We start from the raw sequence: 14,276 nt of genomic DNA on the forward strand, positions 1-14,276 counted from the left end.
CCGGCTCAAGCAAGGAATGCGTGATGAGGAAGACGCTGCCCGCACGAGCCCGGCCGGTCCTGCACCGCGCCGCCGATCAGTGCGACGAGACCCTGTCCGACTACCCCGCCGCCCAGCAACCCGACTGGCCCGACCCGGCCGAGCTCGCCGGCGTCCGCGACACGCTGTCCGAGCGTGAAGACGTCGTCGGCGCCGCCGAGGTGCTGCAGCTGCGGTCCCTGCTGGCCCGCGCCGCCGAAGGCGAGTTCTGCGTGCTTCAAGCGGGCGACTGCGCCGAAGACCCGGCCGACACCGGCGTCCGGGCCGTGGCCCGCAAGATCGGCATGCTCGACACGCTCGCCGAGGTGATGCGGGTCGGCTCCGGCCGCCCGGTCCTCGAGGTCGGCCGGATCGCCGGCCAGTACGCCAAGCCCCGCTCGCAGAACGTCGAGAACGTCGACGGCCACGAGCTGCCCGTCTACCGCGGGCCGATCGTCAACAGCCCCGAACCGACCGCCGAAGCCCGGCGGCCCGACCCCACCCGGATCCTGGACGCGCACGACGCCGCGCTCGGCGTCCGCGCGTCGATCGGCCGCCTCGGCCGGGGGACCGGCGCCGACCCGGCCGGCCGGATCTGGACCAGCCACGAAGCCCTGCTGCTGGACTACGAGGTCCCGCTGGTGCGCCGGATGCCCGGCGGCCGCAGCTACCTCGCCTCGACGCACTGGCCGTGGATCGGCGAACGCACCCGGCGCTCGGACGGCGCCCACGTGCACCTGCTGTCCACTGTGGTCAACCCGGTGGCGGCGAAGGTGAGCGCGAAGGCGCCGATCGAGGACGTGCTGAAGCTCTGCGGGCAGATCGACCCGTTCCGCACGCCCGGCCGGCTCACGCTGATCCCGCGGTTCGGCGCGGCCCGCATCGGGGAACTCGCTCCGCTGGTGCGGGCGGTGCGCGACGCCGGGCACCCGGTGCTGTGGCTGTGCGACCCGATGCACGGCAACACCGTCGTCGCCGACGACGGGCTCAAGGTCCGCTGGCTCGAGGACATCATGAACGAGCTGCGCCAGTTCGTCCGGATCGTCACGGGGGAGGGCGGCGCGTGCGCCGGGCTGCACATGGAGGCCTCGCCGAGCGAGATCTCCGAATGCCACGGCGCCGGCATCACCGCCGCCCGCGGGCCCGGCTACACGACGCTGTGCGACCCGCGGCTCAACCTCACCCAGGCCGTCGCGCTGACCGCGCACTGGCAGCCCGAGGCCGCCCACGAACTCAGGACGGAGCTGGCGTCATGACCGTGACCCTGGTAACCGGCGCGGGCAGCGGCATCGGCGCCGCCACCGCGACCCTCCTGGCCGAACGCGGCCACACCCTCGCCTTGTTCGACCGCGACGAGGACGCCCTCGCCCAGGTCGCGAAGCCGTTGCTGGACGACGGCCGCAGCGTCGAGACGCACGTCGTCGACGTCACCTCCAGCGCGGAGGTCGACGCGGCCGTCGAGCGCGTCGAGACCGGCTTCGGGCCGATCAGTGGCCTGGCGAACGTCGCCGGGGTACTGCGGATGGGCCGGGTGGCCGAGCTGTCCGACGCGGACTGGAACGAGACGTTCGCGGTCAACGCGACCGGCGTGTTCCACGTCTGCCGGGCGGTGTCGCGCCGGATGGCCGCGCGCAAGAGCGGCTCGATCGTCACGGTGGCGTCCAATGCCGCGGGGGTGCCCCGCAGCCACATGGCCGCCTACGCCGCGTCGAAGTCCGCCGCGACCAGCCTGACCCACAGCCTCGGCGTGGACCTCGCGCCGCTCGGCATCCGCTGCAACGTCGTCGCGCCCGGCTCGACCGACACGCCGATGCTGCGTTCCATGTGGACGGACGACACCGGGCGGCAGGCCACGGTCGACGGCGACCCGGGCCAGTTCCGGCTCGGCATCCCGCTGGGCCGGATCGGCGCAGCCGAGGACGTCGCCCGCAGCGTCGCGTTCCTGCTGTCGGACGAGGCCCGGCACGTCACCCTCGCCACCCTGCTCGTCGACGGCGGCGCGGCCCTCGGCGCCGTCTGAAGGAGGCCTGATGACCGGCATCACGATCGAACCGTACGACCTGCCCACCACCGTCCCGGCCAGCACCGCGACCTGGCGGCCCCACCCGGGCCGCGCGGCCCTGCTGATCCACGACATGCAGCGCTACTTCCTCGGCTTCTACCCCGAGGACGGCGAACTGCGGCGCACGCTCGTCCGCAACGTCGTCCAGGCGCGGGAAACGGCCGACCGGCTGGGCATCCCGGTGTTCTACACCGCCCAGCCCGGCTCGATGACACCCGAGGACCGCGGGCTGCTGCAGGACATCTGGGGTCCGGGCATGAAAGCCACCCCGGCCGACCGGCAGGTGATCGACGAACTCACGCCGACACCGGCCGACGTCGTGCTGACGAAGTGGCGCTACAGCGCATTCCACCGCACCGACCTGCTCGACCGGCTGCGCGCGGCCGGGCGCGACCAGCTGATCGTCTGCGGGATCTACGCGCACGTCGGCTGCCTGGTCACCGCCGTCGAGGCGTTCACGCACGACATCGAGACGTTCTTCGTGGCCGACGCGGTCGCCGACTTCGGCCCGGACGAGCACCGGCTCGCGGTGGACTACGCGGCCCGCAACTGCGCCGTCGCGACCACCACGGCGGCGCTGGTCGGCGAGCTGGAAGGGGCGGTGGTCACGTGAGTCCCCTGCCCATCCGCGCGGGCTCGCCGTACGCGATCCTGCACCGGCCCGGCAGCGGCCGCGGCGACCAGGTCGAGATCGTCTCCGGCCCGGTCCGCACCGCCGAGCGGCTGGCCGACCTGACCCTGGACGACGGCTCGTGGGAAGGCCGGGGCCGGCACACGAAGCTGGTCCTGCTGCCGTACCGGCAGCTCGCCGAGCGCGGGTACGACTGCCCGGACGACCAGGTCCCGCTGCAGGTGATGGACATCGAGTCCCAGACCACGCTCACCGTCGCCGAGACCCTCGCGGCGCTGCCCGACGGCGTCCCGCCGCTGGAAGACCGCGCGTTCGACCTCGGCGACGACGAGTACGCCCGCACGGTCGAGCGGATCCTCGACGACGAGATCGGGGCCGGCGAGGGCGCGAACTTCGTGCTCTCCCGCAGCCTGCGCGGCCGGTTCCCCGGCTTCGACGACGACGTCGCGCGGGCGGTCTTCAAGCGCCTGCTGGGCGCGGAAGCCGGCGCGTACTGGACGTTCCTGGTCTTCACCGGCGAGCGCTACCTGCTCGGCAGCACGCCCGAGCAGCACGTCCGGCTGTTCGACCGCACGGTGACGATGAACCCGATCAGCGGCACCTACCGCTACCCCGAGGGCGGCGCCGACGCCGACGGCCTGCTCGAGTTCCTCCACGACGAGAAGGAGGCCGACGAGCTCTGCATGGTCGTCGACGAGGAACTGAAGATGATGGCCGAGCTGTGCGACCGCGGCATCCGGGTGTCCGGGCCGCGGCTGCGGCGCATGTCGCGGCTGGCGCACACCGAGTACTCCCTGGAGGGCGAGACCGGCCGGCCGCTGACGGAGGTGCTGCGGCACACGCTGCTCGCGCCGACCGTCACCGGCAGCCCGCTGGTCAACGCCTGCCGGGTGATCCGCCGGTACGAACCGAAGGGCCGCGGCTACTACAGCGGCGTCATCGGGCTCGTCGGCAGCGACGACGACGGCCGCCGCTCCCTGGACTCGGCGATCCTCATCCGCACCGCGGACATCTCGCCGGGCGGCGACGTCCGGCTGGCCGCCGGGTCGACGATCGTGCGCGAGTCGGCGCCGCTGTCGGAAGCGGCGGAGACGACGGCGAAGGTGTCGGCCGTCTTGAAGTCACTCTCCGGCGAAACCCGCGCCGCCACGGCCTCGCCACCGCCGTCGACGTCGTCCGACGAGGTGCGTTCGGCGTTGAAGGCGCGCAACGACGGGAAGTCCCGGTTCTGGCTCGACGGCGCCCGGCCCGGCACCGGGTCCCGGGTGCGGATCACCGTCGTCGACGCCGAGGACGCGTTCACCTCGATGCTGGCCTACCAGCTCAAGTCGGTGAACTGCGACGTGACGACCGTGCCGTGGGACGCCGGCGAGCTGCCGGAGAACGACCTCGTGTTGCTCGGCCCCGGCCCGGGCGACCCCAACGACGTCGGCGGCGCGAAGGTCGGCCGGCTGCGCGCGCTGGCCGCGGACCTGCTGCGCGAAGGCCGTCCGCTCGTCGGCGTCTGCCTGGGCCACCAGGTGCTCTGCGCCGAGCTCGGGCTGCCCGTCCAGCGGCTCGCGCGGCCCAACCAGGGCCGCCAGGCGCACGTGACGATCGACGGCACCCGCCGCGCGGTCGGGTTCTACAACAGCTTCGCCGCGCGTACGGCCGACGACCGCGTCGCGGTACCCGGCCGGGCGCCCGCCGACGTCGTCCGCGGGCTCGACGACCAGGTCATCGGCCTGCGCGGGCCGCGGCTGGCGACCATCCAGTTCCACGCCGAGTCGTTCCTCACCGAGGACGGCCCAGCGATCCTGCGCGACGTCGTCGACCACGCGACCGAAGGAGGCAGCTCATGACAGCGACCGCCCCGGCGTTCGACCGCGCCCGGCTGAGGGCCTTTCTCGGCCACTTCACCACCGGCGTCACCGTCGTCACCTACCGGCGCGGCCCGATGGTGCGCGGTGCGACCGTCAACGCGTTCACGTCGGTGTCGCTGGACCCGCCGCTCGTGCTGGTCTCCCTGGACCGGCGCAGCCGTTCGGTGCAGCACCTCGGCGACGGACCGTTCGTGGTCAACATCCTCGCCGAGGACCAGCAGGACGTCGCGATGCACTTCGCCGGCAAGCCGCTGGCCGACGACGACGTGCCGTGGGTCGACCTCGACTCGCCGGTGCCGCGGCTGGGCGGCACGGTCGGGCACGTCGAGTGCACCCCGTGGCGCGCCTACGACGGCGGCGACCACGTGCTGCACGTCGGTGAGGTGACCGGCCTCGACCTGGCCGGCGGGCGGCCGCTGCTGTTCTTCGGCGGCGAGTTCCCGCGGCTGGCCGAAGACCCCGAAGCACCGCACTGGTCGTGGTCGCTGGACGACCCGACACCTCAACGATGGGAGGCAGGCAAGTGAGCGAGACGACGACCCGGCCGTTGACCGGGGACGAGTACCTGGAGAGCATCCGCGACGGCCGCGAGATCTGGGCCTACGGCGAGCGCGTCGACGACGTGACCAAGCACCCGGCGTTCCGCAACACCGCCCGGATGACCGCGCGGCTGTACGACGCGCTGCACGACCCGGAGAAGCAGGACGTGCTGACCACGCCGACCGACACCGGCAGCGGCGGGTTCACGCACCGGTTCTTCCGGGCGCCGAGGTCCGCACAGGACCTGATCGGCGACCGGGACGCGATCGCCGAGTGGGCCAAGATGAGCTACGGCTGGCTCGGCCGCAGCCCGGACTACAAGGCGAGCTTCCTCGCCACCCTGGGCGTCGACCCGGGCTACTACGGCGAGTTCGAGGGCAACGCGCGCCGCTGGTACGCCGAGGCGCAGGAGAAGGTCCTCTTCTGGAACCACGCGATCATCAACCCGCCCGTCGACCGGCACAAGGCGGCCGACGACGTCGGGGACGTGTTCGTGCACGTCGAGGAGGAGCGGGACGACGGCCTGGTCGTCAGCGGCGCCAAGGTCGTCGCGACCGGCTCGGCGCTGACGCACGGCAACTTCATCGCTCACTACGGGCTGCCGGTGAAGAAGCGCGAGTTCGCGCTGGTCGCCACGCTGCCGATGGACTCGCCGGGCCTGAAGCTCATCTGCCGGCCGTCCTACGCGCTGCAGGCGGACACGACGGGCAGCCCGTTCGACTACCCGCTGTCGAGCCGGCTCGACGAGAACGACACGATCTTCGTGCTCGACAAGGTGAAGATCCCCTGGGAGAACGTCTTCGTCTACGGCGACCAGGCCAAGGCGGCGACCTTCCTGTCGGCGTCGGGGTTCCTGAACCGCTCGACGTTCCACGGCGTGACGCGGCTGGCCGTGAAGCTGGACTTCCTGGCCGGGCTGCTGCTCAAGGGCGTCGACGTCACCGGCACCAAGGACTTCCGCGGCATCCAGACCCGCATCGGCGAGGTCATCGCGTGGCGGAACATGTTCTGGGGCCTGAGCGACGCGATGGCGCTCAACCCGGACCCGTGGAAGGACGGCGCGGTGCTGCCGAAGCTCGACTACGGCATGGCCTACCGCTGGTTCATGACGATCGGCTACCCGCGCGTGCGGGAGATCATCCACCAGGACCTGGGCAGCGCGCTGATCTACCTGAACTCGCACGCCAGCGACTTCCAGAACCCGGAGCTGCGGCCCTACCTGGACAAGTACGTCCGGGGCTCGTCGGGCTACGACGCCGTGGAGCGGGTCAAGCTGATGAAGCTGATCTGGGACTCCGTCGGCACGGAGTTCGCCGGGCGCAACGAGCTCTACGAGCGGAACTTCTCGGGCAACCACGAGAACGTCCGGATCGAGATGCTCACCGCGCAGCAGGCGTCCGGGCAGGTCGACGGCTACAAGGGCTTCGCCGAGCAGTGCCTGGCCGAGTACGACCTCGACGGCTGGACCGCGCCGGACCTGATCAACCCCGATCGGCTCTGACGTGAGCCACGACGTGACGGAGGGCCTCCCCGCGGTGCGGGAAGGCCCTCCGGTCGTGGGTTTCTCAGCTGGTCTCTCAGCTTTCGACGAGCATCAGGCAGAACCCGTCGTGGCCGCGGCTGCCGACGGTCTGCACGGTCGTCGCGGTGACGCGCGGTTCGTCGGCCACCAGCTGGTTGAACCGGCGCACGCCCTGCACCGCCGGGTTGGGGCTGTCGGCCTCGATGACGAGCCCGTCGAGCACCACGTTGTCCACGACGATGACGCTGCCCGGGCGGGTCAGCTTCAGGGCCCAGCCGAAGTACTCCGGGATGTTCGCCTTGTCGGCGTCGATGAACACGAGGTCGAATGGCTCGCCGCCCGCCAGCTCCGGCAGGGTCTCGAGCGCCTTGCCGACGCGCAGGTCCACGACGTCGGACAGGCCGGCGTTGTCGATGTTGCGCCGCGCGACCTCGGCGAAGGACGGTTCGGCCTCCAGCGTGGTCAGCGTGCCGCCCGCCGGCAGCGCGCGGGCCAGCCAGATCGCGCTGTAGCCGCCGAACGCGCCGATCTCGAGGATCCGGCGCGCGCCGTGGGTGCGGGCGAGCAGGTGGAGGAACTTGCCCTGGTTGGGTGCCACCGCGATCTCCGGCAGCCCGGCCTCGGCACTGGCCTTGGCCGCGAGGTCCAGGGCGGCGTCGTGCTCCACCATCAGGTTCGAGGTGTAGGTGTCGATTTTCGTCCACTGGTCTTCGCTCATGTCTCCCGATGTTACTTGAGGAAGGCGCGCGGCTATAGGGATAATGGATTATTTTTCTCGTCAGGTTGATTTCCTGGAGGCAACCACTGTAGTGTCGAAGGAGATCGGGCGGTTGTTTCGCCGCCGCCCCCGATGATCGATCAAGGCCACTCTCCGAGGCGCCGTCTGGGAATGCTTTCCCGGCGCCGGAAGAAAGGATGGCGACATGTCCGAGAACGCCGTGGCGACCCTCGAGTCGCCCCCCCTTGCCCCGCTCCGCGCGGCCGCGTTCCACCACCTGGGGATCCAGACCGCCGATCTCGACAACTGCGTCTCCTGGTACCAGGAGTTCTTCGGCTGCAAGGAGAACTGGAACCTCGACGAGTTCTCCGAACTGACCACCAGCCGGCTGCCGGGCATCGTCAAGCTCGTCGAGCTGCGGGCCGGCGGTACCCGGTTCCACCTCTTCGAACGCGCGGGCGAAGGCAATGAACCGCCCGAGCCCGGCAACGCGCAATTCCAGCACGTCTGCATGGAGGTCGGCTCGCCGGCGGAAATGTCCGCGTGGCAGCGGCACTGGACCCGGTTGTACGAATCCGGCCGATTCCATTTCACGCGTGCCGAACCGGCGACGGAGATCGTCACCGACGACGACGGCGTGCAGAGTTTCTACGCATTCGACGTGAACGGCCTCGAATACGAGTTCACCTGGATTCCGGAGGCCGCGTCATGACCGTTCCCGTGCTGACCGGGGTCCCCGTGCGCGAGGGGTGGGACTTCGGCGACTTCCCCTACGGCCTCGAACCGCTGACCATCCCCGACGCCGGTACCGAGCCCGGCGGCGACGGCCCCTGCTCCCGCTTCGCCGGGCTGTGCACCCACCTGGAGCACATCTCGCGCAGCGGCGTGCCGGGCCCGGTCGAGCCCGTCGAGTCGTCCGACCGGCTGTACTGGTTCCGCTGGATCACCGGCCACCAGGTGACGTTCGTGCTGTGGCAGCTCGTCGCCCGCGAGCTGGCCATGGCCGAACGCGGCGAGCGTGACCGCGAGGCCGCCCTGGCCTCGGCGGCGCTGTTCACCCGCGGGTTCAGCGCGATGCTGCTCTACACCAGCTCGACGCCGATCGACGTCTACCACGAGGTCATCCGGCCGAGCATGTTCCTGCAGCACCGCGGGTTCAGCGGCACGTGGGCGCCGGACTTCGGCCCCGTCCGCGACCTCTACCGCGGCAAGGGCCTGCCCGATGACGACTCGCCCGGCGTCCAGGCCCTGCGCGACGAAGTCGGCTTCTACCAGCGGGTCCACGGCGGGATCGCCGCCAAGCTGGTGCCGAGCGGCCGGTCGCTGCTGCAGGACGCGGCGGGCGCGGCCGAGGCGCCGCACCCGGACGTGCTGAGCGTCGTCTACGACAACTACTTCATGACGCTGCGGGCGCCGACGTCCCTGCCGGACGTCGTGGCGCAGCTGCTGCGACGGCTCAACGCCGTGGCGCTGGACGTCACGCAGAACGGCGTCGACTCGGTGTCCGACGCCGAGGACCCGCCCGCCGAGCTGACCAGTCCCGAGGTCCGCTCCTGCGAGGCCGGGTTCGTCGGCCTCCTCGCCGACGTCGCGGCGTGCGCGGCCGGCTCCCCGGCGGACTGAGCCGTGCGCCACGGCATCGTGTTGCTGCCCGAGCAGCGCTGGTCCGCCGCGCGGGACCGCTGGCGCCGCGCCGAAGAGCTCGGGTTCGACCACGCCTGGACCTACGACCACCTGATGTGGCGCTGGCTGCGCGACGAGACCTGGTTCGGCTGCCTGCCGACGCTCACCGCCGCGGCCGGGGTGACGTCGAAGATGCGGCTCGGCTCGCTCGTCGCGACCCCGACGTTCCGCCACCCGGTGCCCTTCGCCAAGGAGCTGATGACGCTCGACGACATCTCCGGCGGGCGGCTGATCTGCGGCGTCGGCTCCGGGGCCGGTGGCTACGACGAGAGCGTCTTCGGCGCCGGACAAGAAGGCAGCCGCGCCGGGCGGTTCGCGGAGTTCCTCGAGCTGACGGACCTGCTGCTGCGCCAGCCGGTGACGTCGTACGAGGGCCAGTACTACCGCTGCGAAGGCGCCCGGATGGTCCCGGGCTGTGTGCAGCGCCCGCGGCTGCCGTTCGCGGTCGCCGCGACCGGCCCGAAGGCGATGGGCCTGGCCGCGCGGCACGCCGGAACGTGGATCACCGCGGGCGCGCCGGGCCGGTTCGACGCGCGGCGCTGGGACCTGGTCGTGCCGGAGCTGAAGGACCAGCTCCGGGCGTTCGAAGACGCCTGTGCCGCGGCGGGCCGCGACCCGGCGTCGGCGGGGAAGCTGCTGGTGACAGGGGCGACCGTCGGCGGCGTGCTGGATTCGGCGCAGTCCTTCCGGGACGCCTCGGGCACCTTCGCCGACCTCGGCTTCACCGACCTGGTCGTGCACTGGCCCCGGCCGTCCGAGCCCTACCAAGGGGACGAGCGGGTCCTCGACGAGCTGGACCTGGCCTGAAAGGAGCAGCATGCCCGCGTACGAGATCGTCAACATGTTCGCCGACCACGTCTACGCCGGCAGCGCGCTCGGCGTCGTCCCGCGGGCCGGTGACCTCGACACCGCGGGGATGCAGGCGCTGGCCCGCGAGATCAACCACACCGAGACGGCGTTCGTGCTGCCCCCGACCGGGACCGGCGCGGACTACCGCGTCCGCGTCTTCACGCCCGAGGCGGAGTCGCCGTTCGGCGGGCATTCCAGCGTCGGCACGGCGGTGACGCTCGCGCGGCTGGGCCTGGTGCCCGCCGGGCGGGTCGTGCAGGAGTGCGGCCCGAAGCTGCTGCCCCTCGACGTCTCCGCCGACGCGGGCAAGATCACCGCGAACAACCCCCTGGCCAGCGAAAAGCTCGACGCCAGGGTCCTGCTCGGCGCCGTCGGCCTGCCCGCCTCCGCGGCCGGCGGCGCCCTTCCCGCTGCCTGCGGGTTCGGCCCGGCGTTCCACTTCCTGCCGGTGCGCGCCGACGTCGTCGCGGCCGCGAAACCCGACTTCGCGCGGATGGCGGCCGCCGGCCTCGCCGACGTCCTGGTGTTCAGCTGGGACCCGGCGACCCGCACCGCGCACGGGCGGCTGTTCGCGCCGGGCTACGGAATGCCCGAGGACCCGGCCTGCTCCTCGGCCGCGCTCGGCCTGGGTGTCTGGCTCGTCGAGGCGGGCTGGCTCCCAGGAGGCGATTTCACGCTGCGCCAGGGCCACGAACAGGGCCGTCCGTCCACTTTGTACGGCTCGGTCCAGGTCACCGACGGCCGGCCGGTCTCGGCCTCGGTGTCGGGCGCCGTGCTGCCGGCGGGGGCCGGCGAGCTGGCCGATCCGGACCGCGAGAAGGGAAGCTGACGTGCTCGACCGACCCGAACTGCTCGGCACCCGAGGTGCCGTCTCGTCCACGCACTGGCTCGGCTCCGCCGCCGGGACGGCGATGTTCGACCTCGGCGGCAACGCCTTCGACGCCGCCGTCGCCACGGCGTTCGTCATCCAAGTCGTCGAACCCCACCTCAACGGCCCGGGTGGCGACGTCCCGATCCTGGTCCACGACGGCGCGACCGGCGAGGTCGAGGTGATCTGCGGGCAGGGCCCGATGCCGGAAGCCGCGACGCCCCAGGCGTTCCGCGACCGCGGTGTCGACGCCATCCCCGGCTCCGGCCTGCTCCCGGCGGTCGTGCCCGGCGCGTTCGGCGCGTGGCTGCGGCTGCTGCGCGACCGCGGGCGTCTGGATCTTGCCACCGTGCTTGCCCCGGCGATCGCCTACGCCGAAGACGGATATCCGCTGCTGCCGAAGGCGGCGGACATGATCGACGTCCTCGCGCCGCTGTTCCGCGAGGAGTGGACCGGCTCCGGCGAGGTGTACCTGCCCGGTGGCCGGTCGCCGAAGCCCGGCGCGCGGATCTGCAACAAGCCACTGGCGGCGACCTACCGGCGGATCGTCGCCGAGGCCGACGCCGCCAAGGGCGGGCGCGAGAACCGGATCGACGCCGCGATCACCGTGTTCTACGAAGGGTTCGTCGCCGAGACGATCGCGGACTTCCTCGCCACGGCCGAGCCGCTCGACTCCACCGGCCGCCGCAACAGCGGCCTGCTCACCGGCGACGACCTGGCCGCGTGGCGACCCACCATCGAGCAGACGGTCAGCGCCGACTACCGCGGCCACACCGTGCACAAGGCCGGTCCGTGGTCGCAGGGCCCGGTGTTCCTCCAGCAGCTGGGCCTGCTCGAAGGCTTCGACCTGGCCGCGATGGACCACGGCGGCGCCGACCACCTCCACACGGTCGTCGAGAGCGCGAAGCTCGCCTTCGCCGACCGCGAGGCCTTCTACGGCGACCCCGCCCACACCGACGTCCCGCTCAAGGAACTCCTGGATCCGGCATACGCCGCCGCGCGCCGTGAGTTGATCGGCAAGCGGGCGTGCGGCGAATTGCGTCCGGGCTTGGAAGGGTGGTTCCCGGAACCGCCGCTGCCGGGCGAGCCGGACGCCGACTGGCGCGCCCAGCTGGCCGACGGGATCCCGGCGGTGGTCAAGCTGACCGCGGCCAAGGGCGACACGTGCTGCATCAGCGCGTCGGACCGCGACGGCAACATGGTCGTCGCCACCCCGAGCGGCGGCTGGCTGAAGAGTTCGCCCGTCATCCCCGGCCTCGGCTTCCCGCTGGGCACCCGCGGGCAGATGGCGTTGCTGCAAGAGGGGCATCCGAACACGGTCGCGCCCGGCAAGCGCCCGCGGACCACGCTGAGCCCGACGCTGGTCACCAAGGACGGCCGTCCGCACCTGGCGTTCGGCACCCCGGGCGGCGACCAGCAGGACCAGTGGACGCTCAACTTCTTCATCAGCCACGTCGACGGCGGCCTGCGTCCGCAGACGGCCGTGGAGCAGCGGGCGTTCCACACCGACCAGGTGCCCTCGTCGTTCGCGCCGCGCTCGGCCCGGCCGAACCGCCTGGTCGTCGAGAACAGCTGCCCGCCGGAGGTGGTCGCGGAACTGCGGGCGCGCGGCCACGACGTCGCCCTCGCCCCGGACAAGTCCCTGGGCAAGGTCTGCGCGACGGGGTTCGACGGCGACCTCGTCCTGGCCGCGGCGAGCCCGCGCGGTCAGCAGGCCTACGCCGTCGCCCGCTGAGACCGGAAGGTGTCGTGGTGAAGTCCGTACTGGAACTGTCCCCGAGCCGGCGTGCGCTGGCCGAAGTCACCGACGAGCTGGGCCGGGGCCGGCCCGCGGTCGTCCACAACGGACGCGAGGCCGTGTTCGTGCTGCCACTGGCCGAGGTTTCGTCGCCGGCGGTGGCGTTCTTGGTCCGGCACGGCTCGGGTCTGCTGATCGCGGCCCTGCCGCGGAGCCGCTGCGACGACCTGGGCCTGCCGAGGATGTGGGGCGCGTTCGAGCAGCCGTCGGACTACTGCGTCACGGTCGACGCCGCGGACGGCATCACCACGGGCATCTCGGCGACCGACCGCGCGACGACCCTCTCGCGGCTGGCCGACCCGTCGGCGGCCCCGGCGGACTTCCAGCGGCCGGGACACGTGATGACCCGCGCGACCCACCCGGACGGCGTCGTCGGCCGCGCCGGCTTCCCCGAAGCGGCGGCCGACCTGGCGGAACTGGCCCACTGCGGCCCGGCGGCGGTGTACACGCACATCGTCAGCCCCCTCGACCCGACGCGGCTCGCCAAGCCGGGCGAGCTGGACCGGCTGCGCGGCGACTGCGCGTTGCCGGCGGTGAGCTTGGCGATGCTGCGCGGGTTCCGGACCCGGCTGACGTCAGCCGCGTAGCCGGGCATTGAGCCGGGCGGCCTGGCGAGTGAGGTGGTCGCGCTCCGGCACGCTGGCCGCCGCCCGCGCGGCCTCGGCGTAGAGCCGGGCCGCGCCCGCCGCGTCGCCGTCGCGCTCGTGGAGGTACGCCGAGACGGCCGTGTAGCGCGGCAGCGCGGGATCGAGGTCCGCCAACGCGGCCAGGCCGGCGGGGGCGCCGTCGGCCTCGCCGACGGCGACGGCCCGGTTGAGCCGGGCCACCGGGCTGCCGGTGAGCCGCACCAGCTCGTCGTACCACTCGACGATCTGCACCCAGTCGGTCTCCTCGGCCGTCTGCGCGTCGGCGTGCAGCGCGGCGATGGCCGCCTGGGCCTGGAACTCGCCCAGCCGGTCGCCGGTCAGCGCCGTCTGGAGGATGTCGACGCCCTCGGTGATCAGGCGGGTGTTCCAGCGGCTCCGGTCCTGCTCGGCCAGCGGCACGAGACTGCCGTCGGGCCCGGTCCGCGCGGGCCGCCGGGCGTGGTGCAGCAGCATGAGGGCGAGCAGGCCCGCGACCTCTTCGTCGTGGGTCCCGACCGCCAGCTGGCGGGTGAGCCGGATCGCCTCGGCGGCCAAATCAACACTGCCGCCGTAGCCCTCGTTGAAGACGAGGTAGAGCACGCGCAGCACCGTGGTGAGGTCGCCGGTCCGCGTGAGCCGGACGCCCGAGACGGTCTTCTTGGCCCGGCTGATCCGCTGGGCCATGGTCGCTTCCGGCACCAGGTAGGCCTGCGCGATCTGCCGCGTGGTCAGGCCGCCGACCGCGCGCAGCGTGAGCGCGACGGCCGACGCCGGGGTCAGCGACGGGTGCGCGCACAGGAAGTACAGCTGGAGCGTGTCGTCCACGGCCGCGCCCGGCTCGGGCGCGGGCTCGTCGTCGACGCGGTCCTCGCGCTGCCGCCGGGACGTCTCGGCGCGGGTGGCGTCGAGGAACTTGCGCCACGCCACGGTGATCAGCCAGCCCTGCGGGTCGCGCGGCACCTCGGCCGGCCACGTGCGCAGCGCCTCGATCAGGGCGTCCTGCACGGCGTCTTCGGCCGCCGCGAAGTCGGCGCCGCGCCGGACGAGGATGCCGAGCACGGTGGGGGTGAGGGTCCGCAGCAGGGCTTCGTCCACGGAC

The 14,276-nt window shown here is 72.5% G+C and carries 14 protein-coding genes; 12 read left to right on the top strand and 2 right to left on the bottom strand.

Features of this window, described 5'->3' with window-relative positions:
* Positions 1–23 precede the first annotated feature (23 nt).
* From MUY22_RS36720 to MUY22_RS36745, 6 genes are read left to right on the top strand one after another with little or no spacing between them, the layout of a single operon-like run.
* Positions 24–1,274, top strand: a complete 1,251-nt coding sequence (locus MUY22_RS36720; protein WP_247051770.1) for a 3-deoxy-7-phosphoheptulonate synthase — start codon at positions 24–26, stop codon at positions 1,272–1,274.
* Complete coding sequence (locus MUY22_RS36725) at positions 1,271–2,038, top strand: 2,3-dihydro-2,3-dihydroxybenzoate dehydrogenase (RefSeq protein WP_247051771.1); 768 nt, start codon at positions 1,271–1,273, stop codon at positions 2,036–2,038. Before MUY22_RS36720 ends, MUY22_RS36725 begins: the two co-directional genes overlap by 4 nt.
* A 10-nt stretch (positions 2,039–2,048) precedes the next feature.
* The gene (locus MUY22_RS36730) at positions 2,049–2,693 is read left to right on the top strand and encodes an isochorismatase family protein (protein ID WP_247051772.1); all 645 of its coding nucleotides are present in this window, start codon (positions 2,049–2,051) and stop codon (positions 2,691–2,693) included.
* On the top strand, positions 2,690–4,552 hold the full coding sequence (locus tag MUY22_RS36735; protein WP_247051773.1) for an anthranilate synthase family protein: 1,863 nt from the start codon (positions 2,690–2,692) through the stop codon (positions 4,550–4,552). Before MUY22_RS36730 ends, MUY22_RS36735 begins: the two co-directional genes overlap by 4 nt.
* On the top strand, positions 4,549–5,100 hold the full coding sequence (locus MUY22_RS36740; protein ID WP_247051774.1) for a flavin reductase family protein: 552 nt from the start codon (positions 4,549–4,551) through the stop codon (positions 5,098–5,100). Before MUY22_RS36735 ends, MUY22_RS36740 begins: the two co-directional genes overlap by 4 nt.
* A complete protein-coding gene (locus MUY22_RS36745) occupies positions 5,082–6,614 on the top strand; it encodes a 4-hydroxyphenylacetate 3-hydroxylase family protein (RefSeq protein ID WP_371827526.1) in 1,533 nt (510 codons plus the stop codon). Before MUY22_RS36740 ends, MUY22_RS36745 begins: the two co-directional genes overlap by 19 nt.
* 76 nt (positions 6,615–6,690) lie before the next feature.
* Here the strand turns inward: MUY22_RS36745 and MUY22_RS36750 are convergent, their stop codons facing one another.
* A complete protein-coding gene (locus MUY22_RS36750) occupies positions 6,691–7,353 on the bottom strand; it encodes an O-methyltransferase (RefSeq protein ID WP_247051776.1) in 663 nt (220 codons plus the stop codon).
* 205 nt (positions 7,354–7,558) lie between these two features.
* Here MUY22_RS36750 and MUY22_RS36755 point away from each other — a divergent pair, with 205 nt between their 5' ends.
* The 6 genes from MUY22_RS36755 to MUY22_RS36780 are packed head-to-tail and all read left to right on the top strand — an operon-like array spanning position 7,559 to position 13,138.
* Positions 7,559–8,065, top strand: coding sequence for a VOC family protein (locus tag MUY22_RS36755; RefSeq protein WP_247051777.1), 507 nt, complete (start codon positions 7,559–7,561; stop codon positions 8,063–8,065).
* Entirely contained in the window at positions 8,062–8,976 is a 915-nt protein-coding gene (locus MUY22_RS36760; protein ID WP_247051778.1) for a hypothetical protein, read from the top strand. The genes MUY22_RS36755 and MUY22_RS36760 overlap by 4 nt, the downstream gene beginning before the upstream one ends.
* A 3-nt stretch (positions 8,977–8,979) precedes the next feature.
* The gene (locus tag MUY22_RS36765; RefSeq protein WP_247051779.1) at positions 8,980–9,843 is read left to right on the top strand and encodes an LLM class flavin-dependent oxidoreductase; all 864 of its coding nucleotides are present in this window, start codon (positions 8,980–8,982) and stop codon (positions 9,841–9,843) included.
* A gap of 10 nt (positions 9,844–9,853) precedes the next feature.
* Positions 9,854–10,714, top strand: a complete 861-nt coding sequence (locus MUY22_RS36770; protein ID WP_247051780.1) for a PhzF family phenazine biosynthesis protein — start codon at positions 9,854–9,856, stop codon at positions 10,712–10,714.
* Between the two features lies 1 nt (position 10,715).
* Positions 10,716–12,488 carry a gamma-glutamyltransferase family protein gene (locus MUY22_RS36775; protein ID WP_247051781.1) on the top strand — a complete coding sequence of 591 codons (1,773 nt, stop codon included), beginning with the start codon at positions 10,716–10,718 and terminating at the stop codon, positions 12,486–12,488.
* Between the two features lie 17 nt (positions 12,489–12,505).
* Complete coding sequence (locus tag MUY22_RS36780; RefSeq protein ID WP_247051782.1) at positions 12,506–13,138, top strand: 3,4-dihydroxy-2-butanone-4-phosphate synthase; 633 nt, start codon at positions 12,506–12,508, stop codon at positions 13,136–13,138.
* Here the strand turns inward: MUY22_RS36780 and MUY22_RS36785 are convergent.
* Complete coding sequence (locus MUY22_RS36785) at positions 13,127–14,272, bottom strand: RNA polymerase sigma factor (RefSeq protein ID WP_247064292.1); 1,146 nt, start codon at positions 14,270–14,272, stop codon at positions 13,127–13,129. The genes MUY22_RS36780 and MUY22_RS36785 overlap by 12 nt on opposite strands.
* Between the last annotated feature and the right edge of the window lie 4 nt (positions 14,273–14,276).

Source organism: Amycolatopsis sp. WQ 127309 (assembly GCF_023023025.1).
GTDB lineage: Bacteria > Actinomycetota > Actinomycetes > Mycobacteriales > Pseudonocardiaceae > Amycolatopsis.

What these genes read in the sequence shown, in the direction of transcription:
- MUY22_RS36720 (WP_247051770.1), top strand. Translation starts at nt 24, where the DNA reads ATGAGGAAGACGCTGCCCGCACGAGCCCGGCCGGTCCTGCACCGCGCC.
- MUY22_RS36760 (WP_247051778.1), top strand. Translation starts at nt 8,062, where the DNA reads ATGACCGTTCCCGTGCTGACCGGGGTCCCCGTGCGCGAGGGGTGGGAC.
- MUY22_RS36770 (WP_247051780.1), top strand. Translation starts at nt 9,854, where the DNA reads ATGCCCGCGTACGAGATCGTCAACATGTTCGCCGACCACGTCTACGCC.
- MUY22_RS36730 (WP_247051772.1), top strand. Translation starts at nt 2,049, where the DNA reads ATGACCGGCATCACGATCGAACCGTACGACCTGCCCACCACCGTCCCG.
- MUY22_RS36725 (WP_247051771.1), top strand. Translation starts at nt 1,271, where the DNA reads ATGACCGTGACCCTGGTAACCGGCGCGGGCAGCGGCATCGGCGCCGCC.
- MUY22_RS36745 (WP_371827526.1), top strand. Translation starts at nt 5,082, where the DNA reads ATGGGAGGCAGGCAAGTGAGCGAGACGACGACCCGGCCGTTGACCGGG.
- MUY22_RS36740 (WP_247051774.1), top strand. Translation starts at nt 4,549, where the DNA reads ATGACAGCGACCGCCCCGGCGTTCGACCGCGCCCGGCTGAGGGCCTTT.
- MUY22_RS36755 (WP_247051777.1), top strand. Translation starts at nt 7,559, where the DNA reads ATGTCCGAGAACGCCGTGGCGACCCTCGAGTCGCCCCCCCTTGCCCCG.
- MUY22_RS36750 (WP_247051776.1), bottom strand. Translation starts at nt 7,353, where the DNA reads ATGAGCGAAGACCAGTGGACGAAAATCGACACCTACACCTCGAACCTG.